The sequence below is a fragment of the Rhizobium sp. BK619 genome, assembly GCF_014195245.1.
GTDB classification, from domain to species: Bacteria; Pseudomonadota; Alphaproteobacteria; order Rhizobiales; family Rhizobiaceae; genus Rhizobium; species Rhizobium acidisoli.
Genome location: NZ_JACIBH010000004.1, coordinates 384,651 through 398,862, shown reverse-complemented (window position 1 = coordinate 398,862; position 14,212 = coordinate 384,651). Strand labels below are relative to the sequence as shown.

General features: G+C 61.4%; 16 protein-coding genes. 5 read left to right on the top strand and 11 right to left on the bottom strand.

The genetic code is table 11. The features are described from left to right. Window positions 1-15: 15 nt before the first annotated feature. Window positions 16-1,206 (top strand): MFS transporter, encoded by a 1,191-nt coding sequence (locus tag FHX14_RS10050; RefSeq protein WP_003587065.1) that lies wholly within the window; start codon window positions 16-18, stop codon window positions 1,204-1,206. Between the two features lie 40 nt (window positions 1,207-1,246). Here FHX14_RS10050 and FHX14_RS10045 read toward each other — a convergent pair whose 3' ends face one another. Continuing rightward, the gene (locus tag FHX14_RS10045) at window positions 1,247-2,023 is read right to left on the bottom strand and encodes an SDR family oxidoreductase (RefSeq protein ID WP_003587063.1); all 777 of its coding nucleotides are present in this window, start codon (window positions 2,021-2,023) and stop codon (window positions 1,247-1,249) included. A 108-nt stretch (window positions 2,024-2,131) separates the two neighbouring features. Between FHX14_RS10045 and FHX14_RS10040 the strand changes: the two genes are divergently transcribed. Beyond that, the gene (locus FHX14_RS10040) at window positions 2,132-2,707 is read left to right on the top strand and encodes a TetR/AcrR family transcriptional regulator (RefSeq protein WP_003587061.1); all 576 of its coding nucleotides are present in this window, start codon (window positions 2,132-2,134) and stop codon (window positions 2,705-2,707) included. A gap of 52 nt (window positions 2,708-2,759) precedes the next feature. Here the strand turns inward: FHX14_RS10040 and FHX14_RS10035 are convergent, their stop codons facing one another. Beyond that, window positions 2,760-3,374, bottom strand: a complete 615-nt coding sequence (locus tag FHX14_RS10035; protein ID WP_003587059.1) for an FMN-dependent NADH-azoreductase — start codon at window positions 3,372-3,374, stop codon at window positions 2,760-2,762. A 137-nt stretch (window positions 3,375-3,511) separates the two neighbouring features. Between FHX14_RS10035 and FHX14_RS10030 the strand changes: the two genes are divergently transcribed. Then, window positions 3,512-4,480, top strand: a complete 969-nt coding sequence (locus tag FHX14_RS10030) for a LysR family transcriptional regulator (protein WP_003587057.1) — start codon at window positions 3,512-3,514, stop codon at window positions 4,478-4,480. Between the two features lie 37 nt (window positions 4,481-4,517). Here FHX14_RS10030 and FHX14_RS10025 read toward each other — a convergent pair whose 3' ends face one another. From FHX14_RS10025 to FHX14_RS10010, 4 genes are all read right to left on the bottom strand, one after another. Continuing rightward, complete coding sequence (locus FHX14_RS10025; protein ID WP_003587054.1) at window positions 4,518-6,506, bottom strand: bifunctional 2',3'-cyclic-nucleotide 2'-phosphodiesterase/3'-nucleotidase; 1,989 nt, start codon at window positions 6,504-6,506, stop codon at window positions 4,518-4,520. A 327-nt stretch (window positions 6,507-6,833) separates the two neighbouring features. Next, window positions 6,834-7,235 (bottom strand): PilZ domain-containing protein, encoded by a 402-nt coding sequence (locus FHX14_RS10020; protein ID WP_003587053.1) that lies wholly within the window; start codon window positions 7,233-7,235, stop codon window positions 6,834-6,836. Between the two features lie 85 nt (window positions 7,236-7,320). After that, entirely contained in the window at window positions 7,321-8,202 is an 882-nt protein-coding gene (locus FHX14_RS10015) for a DMT family transporter (RefSeq protein WP_003587051.1), read from the bottom strand. A 62-nt stretch (window positions 8,203-8,264) separates the two neighbouring features. After that, window positions 8,265-8,726 (bottom strand): Lrp/AsnC family transcriptional regulator, encoded by a 462-nt coding sequence (locus tag FHX14_RS10010; protein WP_003587050.1) that lies wholly within the window; start codon window positions 8,724-8,726, stop codon window positions 8,265-8,267. A 156-nt stretch (window positions 8,727-8,882) separates the two neighbouring features. On the opposite strand from FHX14_RS10010, the gene ald reads away from it, so the two are divergent. Further along, window positions 8,883-10,001, top strand: coding sequence for an alanine dehydrogenase (gene ald, locus FHX14_RS10005; protein WP_003587048.1), 1,119 nt, complete (start codon window positions 8,883-8,885; stop codon window positions 9,999-10,001). A gap of 16 nt (window positions 10,002-10,017) precedes the next feature. Here ald and FHX14_RS10000 read toward each other — a convergent pair whose 3' ends face one another. Next, entirely contained in the window at window positions 10,018-10,527 is a 510-nt protein-coding gene (locus FHX14_RS10000) for a DUF1203 domain-containing protein (RefSeq protein WP_003587047.1), read from the bottom strand. Window positions 10,528-10,652: 125 nt separating this feature from the next. Here FHX14_RS10000 and FHX14_RS09995 point away from each other — a divergent pair, with 125 nt between their 5' ends. Next, a complete protein-coding gene (locus tag FHX14_RS09995; protein WP_003587045.1) occupies window positions 10,653-10,820 on the top strand; it encodes a hypothetical protein in 168 nt (55 codons plus the stop codon). Window positions 10,821-10,952: 132 nt separating this feature from the next. Here the strand turns inward: FHX14_RS09995 and FHX14_RS09990 are convergent, their stop codons facing one another. The 4 genes from FHX14_RS09990 to FHX14_RS09975 are packed head-to-tail and all read right to left on the bottom strand — an operon-like array spanning window position 10,953 to window position 14,188. Beyond that, window positions 10,953-11,513, bottom strand: coding sequence for a GNAT family N-acetyltransferase (locus FHX14_RS09990; RefSeq protein ID WP_003587043.1), 561 nt, complete (start codon window positions 11,511-11,513; stop codon window positions 10,953-10,955). A gap of 5 nt (window positions 11,514-11,518) precedes the next feature. Further along, the gene (gene sseA / locus FHX14_RS09985; RefSeq protein ID WP_184376987.1) at window positions 11,519-12,388 is read right to left on the bottom strand and encodes a 3-mercaptopyruvate sulfurtransferase; all 870 of its coding nucleotides are present in this window, start codon (window positions 12,386-12,388) and stop codon (window positions 11,519-11,521) included. A gap of 18 nt (window positions 12,389-12,406) precedes the next feature. Beyond that, window positions 12,407-13,144 (bottom strand): alanyl-tRNA editing protein, encoded by a 738-nt coding sequence (locus FHX14_RS09980; protein WP_003587039.1) that lies wholly within the window; start codon window positions 13,142-13,144, stop codon window positions 12,407-12,409. Window positions 13,145-13,150: 6 nt separating this feature from the next. Continuing rightward, a complete protein-coding gene (locus tag FHX14_RS09975) occupies window positions 13,151-14,188 on the bottom strand; it encodes a cysteine synthase A (protein ID WP_003587037.1) in 1,038 nt (345 codons plus the stop codon). Window positions 14,189-14,212: the final 24 nt, after the last annotated feature.

Sequence of the window (14,212 nt, the reverse complement as noted above, 5' to 3'; positions counted from 1 at the left end):
GAGGGGCGTGGAGACATGAGTGATACAGCTGTGCGAACGAAGGTCGATGGCGGCGAATTTGCCGTTTTGTGCGTCGGCGGGTTTCTTCTGTCGATCGCCTATGGGGTGACCTTTCTGATCCCGGTGCTGGTGGGGCAGCGCGGCGGCAATGAGGCGCTCGCCGGCCTGATCATTTCGGCCGCGACCGTCAGCACCGTCATTCTCGTGATCCTGTCCGGCCACATCGCCGATGCCATCGGCTCGGCGCGGGCGGTGGCGGTTTCAGCACTATTTCTGGCGGCATCGGGGCTGGGATTTGCCACGGTTCCCGCGGCCGGGTTGAGCCTGATGACCGTCGGTTTCGTCCTCGGCATCGGCTGGGGCACCTTCTATGCGCTCGGCCCCATCCTGGTCGCGGCGATCACCGAACCCGAGCACCGCATCAGGTTCTTCGCCCTGCTGTCGGGATCGATGATGTCGGGCATCGGCGCCGGACCGATCATCGGCCGCATTGCCACCGGCTGGTCCTTGCCGATCGAGACGGCCTTCGCTTTTGCATTCCTCTCCAGCCTCGTCGGCGGCGCGCTTTATTTCCTGCTGCATCTCAGGCTGACCAATGCCGGCAAGATTTTGCCGCATGTCAACAAGATCTCCTTTGCCGCTGCGCGTCAGGTGATCGGGTCGCGGGCGATCTATTCCATCGCCATGGTCGGCATCGGCGGCGCGATTTTCGGCGGGCTCTCCAGCTTTCAGACCAGCTACGCCAAGGCGCACGGTTTCGATTATTCGCTGTTCTTCATCGGCTTCATGTCCGCCGCCATTCTGAGCCGGCTGTTCGTGGCGGGATATGTGGTCAAGAAGGATCCATTCTATTCGCTTCTGGTGCTGACGAGCCTGACGCTGGCATCCATCCTGCTGTTCCTGGTGGTGACATCAAGTCAGCTGGCCTATCTCGGAGCCGCGGCAATGCTGGGCCTGGGATATGGGCTAACCTATTCCGTCATCAACGGGCTGGCCGCAAATGAAGCGCCGGCAGGTCTCATGCCGCAATCGCTTCTCCTGTTCTCGCTGTCCTATTTCATCGGCGTCTTCGGCTTTCCGCTGATCGCCGGCAACCTGATCGTTTCCTCCGGGATTGAAGCCATGCTGCATGTCCTGCTGCTGCTTGCCGTCGCCAATTTGGCAATCGTTCTGTTTCGTGTGGCCCGCCGCGCAAGGAACAGCTGATCGAGGCCGGGTAAGTTCGACTTGCCCGGCCCCAGCTCACTTACGCGGCGCGGAAGATCTTGGCGCCGGACGGGGCACTCGTCATGCCGCCGTCGACGGTGATCTCGATGCCGGTGACATTGGCAGAATCATCCGAAGCGAGATAAAGCGCCGCCTTGGCGATTTCGTCGGCTTCGCTCATGCGGCCGAGCGGGCTCATGCCGCCGATGCGGGCTTCGAGCGCCGACATCGCATCTTCTGTCTGGGCCATCGGCGACCAGATCGGCGTCTTCGTGCCGCCTGGTGTCACCTGATTGACGCGGATGCCGCGCGGCGCGAGTTCGGAGGCCATGTTGCGCGTCATCGCCCGGACCGCGGCCTTCGTCGCCGCATAGGCCGACCAGCCGGGAGCGCCGAGCACGGCGTGCACCGAACCGTTGAGAATGACCGAACCGCCGTCGCTGAGATGCGGCAGGGCTGATTGCACGGTGAAGAAGACGGCCGTCAGATTGGTGCTGATGATCTGATTGAACTGCTCCGGCGACGTGTCACCGAGTGGTGTCGCGCCGCCGATGCCGGCATTGGCGAAGACGATGTCGAACTTGCCGACTTTTGCGGCGACTTCCGCAAAGGCCTTCTCGGTGGCGGCGGCATCGGTGACATCGACCTTCAGCGCGACGACACCCGCCCCAAGCGCCTTTTCGGCCGCGGCAAGCGTTTCGGGATTGCGGCCGGTGATCACGACCTTTGCACCCTCGTCGATGAAGACCTTGGCAGTCGCAAGACCGATACCGCTGTTGCCGCCGGTGATCAGCGCGACCTTGTTTCTTAGACGCATGATTCATGCTCCTCTTGGAAATGGCAACGATCTGGATTATGATCGTTATCTACAAGGATTATGCTTGTAATCTACATGAGTCAAGAGGCAATGCGGAGGAGAATTCCGATGGGGCGTTCGCAACTGGAAAAACAGAAGACGCACGAGAAGATCGTCGAGACCGCATCGAGGCGGCTGCGCGAGGAGGGGCTTGACGGTATCGGCGTCGCCGACCTGATGAAGGAGGCCGGCCTGACTGTCGGCGGCTTCTACAAGCACTTCGCCTCCCGCGACGATCTCGTCGCCGAGGCAGTCCAGTTCGCCTTCGATTCATGGGGACGCGGGCTTGAGGCCGAAGGTGTGAACCCGGCGGAGATGACCGCGGCCGATATCGCCGATCGGTATGTCAGCGCCTATCATCGCGACAATCCCGGTGAAGGTTGTCCTTTTGCCGCGCTGACCTCCGATCTATCCCGCAGCGGCGAGAAGGCGAGGGCGATCGCGACTGCCGGGATCCGGCGTAATTTCGAAGCTTTGGCAAGCAAGGCCGCGGGAGTGGACGAAGGCGAAAGTCGACGTAAGGCGATAATCGCCTTCGCGATGATGGCCGGCGGCGTCGGTCTTGCGAGGATTTCCTCCGATGAGGCTCTGTCGGCCGAAATCCTCGAGACGGTCCGGGATTTTGTCGCTGCTATCGACAAATGACAACGGCCGGCGAATGCCGGCCGCTGCACTATAATAAGCGTTGAAGAACCGATTAAGCGGCCAGCGCAATTTCCTGGACGCGCGTCTTGGCAGCGTCGATGGCCTTTTCGGCAGCTTCAGGACCGAAGGCGAGGCCTTCGACGTAGATGGTCTCGATGTCGGTGATGCCGAGGAAGCCGAAAACCGACTTCAGGTACGGTACGGCGTGGTTCAAGGGGGCAGCCGGTCCCTGCGAGTAGACGCCGCCCGAGGTGAGCACCACGTAAACCTTCTTGCCGGTGAGCAGGCCAACCGGGCCGCTTTCCGTGTACTTGAACGTCAGGCCGGCGCGGGCGACGTTGTCGATCCAGGTCTTCAGCGACGAATAGATATTGAAGTTGATGAGGCCGGTGCTGATGACGATCGTGTCGGCGGCAAAGAGTTCATTGACGAGTTCGTCGGAGGTCTTGACGGCGGCGACTTCCTCGGCGGTGCGGGCCTCGGCCGGCTTACGGATCGCGCCGGTGAAGAGGTCGTCGATATGCGGCAGCGGGCTGGCGGCAAGGTCGCGGCGAACGAGAACGCTGCCCGGATTCTGGTTCTTCAGCTTCTCGGCGAGTTCGACGGCGATCGGCGTCGAGAGCGATTCGGCACGCGGGCTGGACGTCAGAAGAAGGATGGACGACATGGTGCATTTCCTTTCGAATTGGATTTGTCGGCCCGTTTTGGGAGGTGAGCCGCAGTCTCGAAGCGGAAAATAGGTCTGGCTTGCTATCGAAAAAACGGTGATAATGTCGATCGAAACTATCGATGGAATGGATGGATATGCTTCCGAACCCAACCCTGGACCAGTTGCAGGTGTTTTTGACCGTTGCCGAGACCGGCAGCTTCTCGGCTGCGTCGCGGGCGCTGAACCGGGCTCAGTCGGTGGTCAGCTATACGATCGCCAATCTGGAGGCGCAGCTTGAAGTGCCGCTTTTCGAGCGCTCCGGCGCCCGCCAGCCAAAGCTGACGGAGGCAGGCAAGGCGATGCTGGAGGATGCGCGCCGTATCCTCGGCGATCTGCAGGTCATGCGGGCGCGCGTCAAGAGCCTGAAGGAAGGGCTCGAAGCGGAGGTTTCCGTCGCCATCAGCGTTATGGTGCCGTCAAAGGCCGTGGTCGACGTGCTCCACGAATTCCGTGAGATGTTCCCGTCCGTCTCGTTGAACCTCAATGTCGGTGAGCTCGGAATGGTTATGGATCTGGTCATGAGCGGCAAGGCGACGATCGGGATCGGCGGAGCGGTTCTGAAGCAGGACGATTCGGTCGTCACCGAGCGCATCGGCCACTCCTTCATGATGCCTGTCGCCGCGCCTAACCACCCGCTTGCCGGGCTCGACCGGTCGCTGACGCTCGGCGACGTGCGCGATGAGGTGCAGCTCGTCGTCACCGATGCGTCGGGCCTGACGAAGGGGCGCGATTTCAACGTGCTGTCCTACAAGACATGGCGCGTCAGCGATATCACCACGAAGCATCAGCTGATCAAGGCCGGCCTCGGCTGGGGCGGCCTCCCGGCGTCGCTCATCCATGACGATCTCCTGAGCGGCGCGCTCGTCCATCTTGATCTCGATGCCTACGAACAGGGGGAGTATCCCATCTATTCGATGCGCCAGCTCGCCAACCCGCCCGGACCTGCCGCCACCTGGATGATCGACGCCTTCCGCACCCGGCTTACCCATTGCCCGAGCCAGGCGGATTTCCACGCCCAGATCGCGGAACTGCGTGAACCCGCAATCCCGCTCGCGGCTGAATAAGGAAGGCGCGGCCGACGCGCCTTCGTATTTCTTCCGGTTAGAGAACCAGCCTGAACTTCGAGAAGCCGTCGGCACCGTCGCCGGCATCCTCGATCTTGACGCTCTTGACCGCAGCGAGGAACTGCTTGGCCTTCGGGCCGCTCTCGAAGGTCGCCGTCGTGCCCGGCAGCGGCTTGAAGGTCCAGTTCGCATCGGCCGAAGGATTGATCGTGCCCTGGTCGTGGACATAGCGGACGATGACGTCGCGGTTGGTGTCCGGCGCCTGGAAGATCACCTTATCAGCTGAAATCTCCGGGAAACTGCCGCCGCCGCCGGCGCGGTAGTTGTTGGTGACGACGACGAATTTCTGGGCGGGATCGATCGGCTTCCCGTCGAAAGCGAGGTTCTGGATGCGGTTGGCATCCGGATTGATCGCCTTGCCGGAGGAATCATATTTCGGCGGCTGCGACAGGTCGATCTGGTAGGTCACGCCGTCGATGACGTCGAAATTATAGGACGGGAAGTCGTTGTTGAGCAGCGGCGCATCCTTCGAGCCGGCCTCGATGTGATTGAACATGCCGGCCGACATTTCCAGCCAGTTCTTCACTTGGGCGCCGGTGATGGCGACCGCCTGTACCGTATTCGGGTAGAGATAGAGGTCGGCGACATTCTTGATGGCGATGTCACCGGCCGGAACGTCGGTATAGTAGTCGGCGCCGCCGCGGCCGCCGGCCTTGAAGGGAGCTGCGGCCGAAAGCACCGGCAGATCCTTGAACGCGGTATCGGCGAGCATCTGCTTGATGTACCAGGTCTGAGCCTGGCTGACGACCTGCACGGAGGGATCGTCGGCAACGAGCGCAAAGTAGGAATAGAGCGGTGCCGACGTCTTGCCGACGGGGGTGCGGACATAGGCGAGCGTCGCCTCGTGTTCGGCCTTGGCGGCTTCGACCACGTCCTTCTTGTCGGCGTAATCGGCAACCACTTTCTTCTTGTCGTCGCGATGATAGATCGGCCGTGCCTCCGAGGTGAAATCGACGATCTTCCAGCTGTTGCCGTCCTTTTCGAGCAGCAGGTCGATAAGGCCGAGATGCGAGCCCCAGAAGCCTGCCATCACGGCCGGTTTGCCATGAAGCGTACCCTTGACCGGATCGGCATTGGCAATGCCGTCCCAGCTCTTCGGGCCGGGGAAGACGAGATGCTGATGGCCGGTGAAGATCGCGTCGATCCCCTCGACGGCGGCGAGATGCAGCGAGGCGTTTTCCATCTTTTCGGACGGCGCGGCTCCGTCGATGCCGGAATGGGAAAGCGCGATGACGATATCGGCGCCGGCTTCCTTCATGGCCGGAACCCAGGCCTTGGCGGCCTCGACGATATCACGTGTCTGCGCCTTGCCTTCGAGGTTCTTGATGTCCCAGAGCATAATCTGCGGCGGCACGAAGCCGATGAAGCCGATCTTGACCGGGCTCTCATTGCCGGCGCCGTCCTTGATCTGTTTTTCCACGATCATGTACGGCTTGAAGAACAGATCGTCCTGCTTCGGGTCCGAGGCGAGCTGGCCTTTGGTCAGATTGGCGCAGACGAAGGGAAAGTTCGCGCCTGATAGCACCTTGAACATGAAGTCGAGGCCGTAGTTGAATTCGTGATTGCCGAGCGTTCCCACCGTATAGCCGAGCGTGTTCATCGCCTTGATCACGGGATGGACGTCGCCATCCTTCATGCCGTGCAGATAGGCCATATAGTCGCCCATGGGATTGCCCTGCAGCACATCGCCATTGTCGATCAGCAGCGAGTTGACGGCCTCGGCGCGGATATTGTCGATGATCGTCCCGGTGCGGGAAAGCCCCATCGTGTCGTTCGGCTTGTCGGCGTAATAATCATAGGGGAACACGTTGACGTGAATATCCGTCGTTTCCATCAGCCGGAGATGGGCCTGGTTGGCGCTGGCGCGCGCGCTGAAGGGATGCAGCAGCACCAGGGCGGAGGTGGCGGCAAGGCCGCCAAGCAGGGAACGGCGGCTCATCACGCCCACATCGAAAATGGAAGACATCGAAACTCTCCTTGAAGGATCATGCATCGTCCGGCCCGTCAGAATTAGGACGATTTGGCGAGGAGTACACTGCAAAAATGACAGGACGGCAAAACAATGAGTAGCAAGGGCGATGTGGTAATGAAATGCAATTTATGGTGCAGCGTTCCGGCTTAAATCCAACAGGGATCATGAGCAGAGGGCGTCATCGCGTAACGCCGCTATCGACATCAGGAACATCGGCGCCAGGCTGCCGCCGACGCAAGGCCCCGTTGTGCTCGACGTCAATGTCAACCGCAACGAGTCGAGCGATCTCGGCCGCTCCTTCGGCGCAAAAGCGGCGCAGCCTTACGATTTCAGCGTCGACGGCGCCAAGGGAGATGGGCGGTCGCCGCTGGTCGCGGCTCTAAGCTGACGCACCGCCAGCACCGGCCGTATTTCCTTATGGAAAAAGCGGAAATAGGAGGAGACCTGTGCCCGCGCATTCGAATTCACGTCGAACTGGATGCCGACCCGGCCGTTGTGCTTCCAGCGGATAATGCCTTCGAGCAGACCGAGATTTTCAGCTTCGATGCGCACCTTGCTGCCGGAGGCGGCATGGAGCGGCGTCTTCGTCTCCAGGGCTGCGCCGGTCACCGACAGATTGAGAATGCGGGCATCTATTTCGCTGTTCAGATATTTGACGCTGCCGAAGACCCGGCAGTTCTGCCGATCGGCCTTTCGCGCTGTGATTTTCAAGTTGCGGGTCATATTGTCTCCCTTGGATACATCAGGGGAGCATAGCGCCCGAAAATTGAAATGGTTTTAGTGGCTTGGCTAAAATTGCAGTGAAACTTCAGTTGGCAGCGGCCGTCCTTCGCCCCACCACATGTTCGCGCCAGACGGTGAAGATGCCTGCGGCAACGACGACGATCGAGCCGATAATCGTGTTGAGGCTGAGCGTTTCGTCATAGATCGTCACGCCGATGATCGAGGCGTAGACCAGTGACAAATAGGTCAGCGGCTGGACGGCGGCGGCATCGAGAAGATCATAGGCGCGGATCAGGAAATAGTGGCTGGAAATGCTGGTCATGCAGACAAGCGCCATCCAGCCCCAGTCTCCGGGCGACATCCAGCTCCAATAGAACGGGCCGATGATGGTCATGGTGATGCCGCCGATGACGCCGGTATAGAAGAAGCTGGTCATCGCCGAATCGTCACGACTGACGAGACGGGTAGCGATGACATAGAAGGCGAAGTTGAAGCAGGAAGTGATAGCCAGAAGCAGTTTCACATCGAAAAACTCGCCTTCCGGCTTCAGGATCAGCAACACCCCGAAAAGTCCGGCGCCGATTGCCATCCACCGCCGCCATCCCACACGCTCGCCAAGGATCGGCATTGACAGCAACGCGATGAGGATCGGCGTCGCTGAAAAGATCGCTTGTGAACGAGCAAGGCCGATTACGGCAAAACAAGTGATGGCCAGAACCACCTGGACCGCAAGCAGGACGCCGCGCACCACCTGAAGAAGCGGGCGTTTGGTGCGGGCCGTTGCCTTGAGGCCGCCGCGCATCTTCGAAGCGAGGATGATCGTGAACAGCGCGAAGGCCCAGTAGCGGATCATCGTCACGAAGATCGGCGGGTAGGCAGACGCCAGATGTTTCGAGATGGCGTCCTGGAGAGAGAAGATGGTAATCGCCAGCAGAGCGAAAACATAACCGTGGGTCTTCGATGTCATGACATGCCGTTGAGCGGGAAACACCGAGAGTCTGGTCAGGCTTTCAGCAAAGATGCAAGGTCTCAAAGCCCGACATTCGGCCTGTCGATGATTTCTCTGAGGGCAAAGCTCGAATTGATTTTGACCACATGGGGAAGGGCCGACAGCCAGTCGCGATGGATGCGCTCATAATCCTCGAGATCGCGGGCGGCGACCCTGAGGATATAATCATATTCGCCCGACATCAGATAGCAGACGAGCACGTTGGGGCAGAGCTTCACCGCCGCCTCGAATTCCGCCAGCGTCTTGGCGAACTGGCCGGAGAGCGAGATATGCACGATGGCGATCATCTTATAGTCGAGCGCCTTGTGCGAAAGCCGTGCATGATAGCCGCCGATGACGCCGCTTCTCTCCAGAATGTCGAGCCGGCGCGAACAGGCCGAAGGCGACAGTCCGATCTTTTCGGCAAGCTCGGCGTTGGTGATGCGGGCATTGGCCTGCAGCACCTTAAGAATCGCAAGATCGATGGTGTCGAGATCGGCCATTCGAAGAACTTTCGAAAAATAACGATGATAACGCAATAATCTCCGAAAAATCGCGTTTCAGCAAATCGTCTTTGCAAGGACATTTCATCGCCTTGGTGGTTGGATTCATCATCTGAGGAGATCCGCGACTGCGGAGATGACATGAGAGGAACGCCAATGCGTGTCGGTTGCCCGAAGGAAATCAAGAATCATGAATATCGCGTCGGCCTGACGCCGGCTTCGGTGCGCGAATATGTCGCCCATGGCCACGAGGTTTGGGTGGAAACCAAGGCGGGCGCCGGGATCGGCGCCGATGACGCTGCCTATGCCGCGGCTGGCGCGAAGATCGCCGCCTCCGCCAAGGATATCTTCGAAAAATGCGACATGATCGTCAAGGTGAAGGAGCCGCAGCCCTCCGAATGGGCGCAGCTGCGCGACGGTCAGCTTCTCTATACCTATCTGCATCTGGCGCCCGACCCCGAACAGACCAAGGGTCTGATCGCCTCCGGCGTCACCGCGATCGCCTATGAAACGGTTACCGACGAGCGCGGCGGCCTGCCGCTGCTGGCGCCGATGTCGGAGGTTGCCGGCCGCCTGTCGATCCAGGCGGGCGCGACCGCCCTGCAGAAAGCCAATGGCGGCCTCGGCGTCCTGCTCGGCGGCGTGCCGGGCGTGCTGCCGGGCAAGGTCACGGTCATCGGCGGCGGCGTCGTCGGTCTGCATGCCGCCAGGATGGCCGCCGGCCTCGGCGCCGATGTCAGCATCCTCGACAGGTCGCTGCCGCGCCTTCGCCAGCTCGACGACATCTTCTCAGGCCGCGTTCACACCCGTTATTCCAGCATCCAGGCATTGGAGGAGGAGGTCTTCTCGGCCGATCTCATCATCGGCGCCGTGTTGATCCCCGGTGCGGCTGCGCCGAAGCTCGTCACCCGCGAGATGCTGTCCGGCATGAAGCAGGGCTCTGTCATCGTCGACGTCGCCATCGACCAGGGCGGCTGCTTCGAGACCTCACATGCAACCACCCATTCCGATCCGACCTATGAGGTCGACGGCGTGGTGCATTACTGCGTCGCCAACATGCCGGGCGCTGTCCCCGTCACCTCGGCGCATGCGCTGAACAATGCGACGCTCGTCCACGGCCTGGCGCTTGCCGATCGCGGCCTGCGCGCCATCGCCGAAGACAAGCATCTGAGGAACGGCCTCAATGTGCACAAGGGCCGCATCACCAACAAGCCGGTCGCCGAGGCGCTCGGCTACGAGGCCTTCGCGCCCGAAAGCGTGCTGAACGTTGCGTAAGCTGCCTGACTCCGCGTTAGGCGAGGGCGCCGGTCTCCGCAGGGGCTGGCACCTTTACCTTGTCGATCCGGCATTGAAAGCAGTTGTTGCGCGCCGAGCGCACATGCACATAGGCAATCTCCGGCCGCGCCAGCAATGTCTCGGCATAGGCCGGAATATCGGCGATCTCGGTCACCGCCCCGGTGCCGTAGAGGATGCGGTCATTTGCGCCATAGCCGCGGACGATGAAGTCGGGGCTCATCGTCAGCATCGGTGGTTGGATCTCCTCGGCGGCGTAACGCCGGCAAGGCTGCTTGTGCAGAAAGATCGGCCCGGTTTCGGCATAGGGCTGCAGCGCCGGGAACGGCCGGTAGGCGAAGACCAGCATGTCCTCGCCCGCTTGGATATTCTGCAGGCAATGGCGGCAAGGGTTGCCGTCACCGTCGGATACCACCGTCTCGGGCAGGTTGTCATAGGCGTCGCGGCCGCCGTTCCAGAGAGCTCTAGCATCGGCAGTCGGCATGGCGGCAAAACGGATGGCGGTCATGGAAAATCTCCTTTGTGATCGCGATGAAATTGCGCCCGGAGCGCAGTCCAAGCCACCCGTTTCTTGCGCCTGGGAAAAGCGGGACTATTCTTGATGAGAAGCTGCATGGCGAAAGGAGAAGCCCCTTGGCCGAAGTCGATCTCGCGCTGCTGGCGCAGCAGAATGCTGAAATACTGGAAGAGCTGAAGGCCTTGCGCCGGGAGGTGGCGGAACTGAAGGAGCAGTCGGGCCGCACGCTCGATTTCGAGCGACGCAACGATCCGCGCCGCCCGAGTAGCCTGACGCAACGTTAGAGCATGTCGCGCAAAAGTGTGGAGCGGTTTTGCGGCAACGACATGCGCAAAACAAGGATCTAAGGCGCGAGGAGCGAATCTGAAAGATCGCGACACGCTTTAGCGACCCCTGCGCCGGCGGGACCGAAACCGTCAGCTTTTCCGCGCCAACTCCAGCAGCTCCTTGTCGCTGAGCGGCCGAACAATGCCGGTGCCGGTCGAGACCGGGGAGAAGCCGAACATCTGGTAAAGCTGCAGCGCCCGCGGATGGTCGAGATTGTTGGTGGTGGTGATCACCCGCTTCGGATTGAGCGTCCAGATGGCGTAGAGCGCCTGCAGCAGGAACCATTTGCCGATGCCGAGGCCGAGCGCATGTTCGATCAGGCCGAAATGGCTGAGCTCGATCGTATCCTCGTCCTCGCAGAAATATTCGTAGAAGCCGGCGGGCGCGCCGTTGACGTAGAGGACGCTGATATTGTTGCGCTTGTCGTTCAGCGTCTGGGTAAGCTGCTCGTCGCTCATCCGTAGCCGATCCACCCATTGCCAGCGCGCGCCCACCTGCCTGTAGAGGTAGCGATAGAAGGGCAGTGGGATCGCAGGCGCGCGCATGATCGCCGTCTGGATATTGACGGGCACCGGCATGCTCGCCTTCGGCGCAGCCGTCATTTCGAGCCGGGTGATGTGAGCTTTCAAAGAAGCGGGTGTCTTCCCCATGGCGATCAGGCTTTAACCGGCGTCGGCGGACCGGTGACGATCGGCGTATCGTCGCGGCTGCCCCATTCGCTCCACGAACCATCATAGAGCTTGTTGTCGTGATGGCCGAGCGATTCCAGCGCCAGCGTGATGATCGCGGCGGTGATGCCCGAACCGCAGGAGGTCACGACGGGCTTGGAAAGATCGATGCCGGCATCCTCGATCGTCTGGCGCAGTTCGGGCAGCGACTTGAACCGGCCCTGGTTGGCGAAAACGCCGGAGGGCAGGTTGCGGGCGCCTGGCATATGGCCGGAGCGCATGCCGGCACGCGGCTCGGGCTCGGCGGCGGCGAAGCGGCCGGCGCTGCGGGCATCGGCGATCTGCATCGCGCCGCTCGAGACGATGTCGCGCATCGTATCGAGCGTCACCACGCGGCTCTCGTCGAAATCGGGCGTGAAACGCGCCGGCGAATAGCTGGGCACGGTGGTTTCGAGCGGGCGGCCTTCGGCCTTCCAGCCGTCGAGACCGCCATCGAGCACGAAGACGTTCTTTGCGCCCATCACCCGGAACAGCCACCAGACGCGCGGCGAGGCGAACAGGCCGATGCCGTCATAGACGACGATGCGATCGTTCTCGCTGATGCCGAGCCGGCCGGCCTCAGTGGCGAAATAATCGGGCGAGGGGATCGTGTGCGGCAGTGACGTCGAATGGTCGGCGATCTTGTCCTGGTCGAAGCGGATGGCGCCGGGAATATGGCCGGCCGCATATTCGGCATCGGCATCGCGTTTCTGCGCCGGCAGATAGAAGGAGGCGTCCAGTACGCGCAGATCCGGCTTGCCGAGCTCGGCCTGCAGCCAGTCGGCCGAGACGACGAAACGGCTCTTGGTCTCACTCATGATGCTCTCCCTTGATGGTCAGGCTTCGTCGCCGGGCGTGCCGAAACGGATGCGGAAGCGCCGGTTCTCCTTGCCCTTCTTTTCGATTTTGGCGATGTGAATCTGCCCGACTTCCTGTGTCTCGGAGACATGTGTGCCGCCGCAGGGCTGGCTGTCAATCGAGGAGTTCTCGCCGATGCAGACGAGGCTGACGCGCCCGAGCCCGATCGGCGGGCGCACATTCTTCGATTTGACGATGTCGGGATTGGCCGCAAGGTCCTCGTCGGTAATCCATTGCAGATAGACCGGATGGTTCTCGCCGACCAGTTCCATCAGCTTGGCCGTCACTTCGTCCTTGTCGATCGTCTCGGCCATGTCGAAGTCGACACGGCTTTCCTCCTCGCCGACGGCAGCGCCGGTGATCGGATAGGAGCAGACGACGGACAGCAGATGGCAGGCCGTGTGCATGCGCATCAGCCTGTAGCGGCGCTGCCAGTCGACATGCAGCACCAGCGTCTCGCCAACCAGAGGCCGCGGCTCGTTTTCGAGCGGCACGTGGATGACGATATCCTTGCTCGGGCCGTGCTTCGTCTGGCCCAACACGATCTTGGTGCCGTCGGCGCGTTCAAGCTCGCCGGTATCACCTGGCTGGCCGCCTGACGTCGCATAGAAGCAGGTCTGGTCGAGTTCGATGCCCCCGTCTTCGTGGACGGCGGTGACGACCGCCTCGCATGTCGAGAGATAGAAGTCGTCACGATAGAGGGCATTGACGGGCATGGGGTCTCACGCGGGTTCGTAGGGAACGTTTATATCGGGCGAGTTGGCCATCCAGCCCGGAACGGGCAGTCCCTTCGAGGTCAGGAAATCCGGATTGAAGAGCTTCGACTGATAGCGGTTGCCGTAGTCGCAGAGGATCGTCACCACCATGTGGCCGGGTCCGAGATCCCGGGCGAGCTTGACCGCGCCGGCAATGTTGATCGCCGTCGAGCCGCCGAGGCACAGGCCTTCGTTTTCGACGAGGTCGAAGAGATAGGGCAGCGCTTCGGCATCGGAGACCCGATAGGAGAAATCAGGCGTGAAGCCTTCGAGATTGGCGGTGATGCGGCCCTGGCCGATGCCCTCGGTGATCGAGGAACCCTCGGATTTCAGCGTGCCGTTCTGATAGAACTCATAAAGAGCAGCACCTTCGGGATCGGCGATGCCGATTTTGACGTCCGCATTGAATGCCTTGAGGCCGGCAGCGACGCCGGCCAGCGTGCCGCCGGAACCGACGGAGCAGATGAAGCCGTCGACCTTGCCGGCGGTATCGTTCCAGATTTCCCGAGCGGTCGTTTCGATATGCGCCTGGCGGTTGGCGACGTTGTCGAACTGGTTCGCCCAAATCGCCCCGTTCGGCTCTGTCTTCGCCAGTTGCTCGGCGAGCCGGCCTGAGACCTTCACGTAGTTGTTGGGGTTCTTGTAGGGAACGGCGGGCACTTCGACGAGTTCGGCGCCGAGCAGTTTCAACGCGTCCTTCTTTTCCTGGCTCTGCGTTTCCGGGATGACGATGACGGTGCGGTAGCCGAGCGCCTTGGCGACCAGCGTCAGCCCAATGCCGGTATTGCCGGCCGTGCCTTCGACGATGACGCCGCCGGGCCGGAGCAACCCTTTCCGTTCCGCGTCGCGGATGATGTAAAGCGCGGCACGGTCCTTCACCGACTGGCCGGGGTTCAGGAACTCCGCCTTGCCGAGAATGGTGCAGCCGGTCGCCGCCGACGCGCCCTTGAGTTTGATCAGGGGTGTATTGCCGATGGCTTCGAGGACGGAAGGGTGGAAGGTCATGGAATCTGCCTCTATTCGAACTCT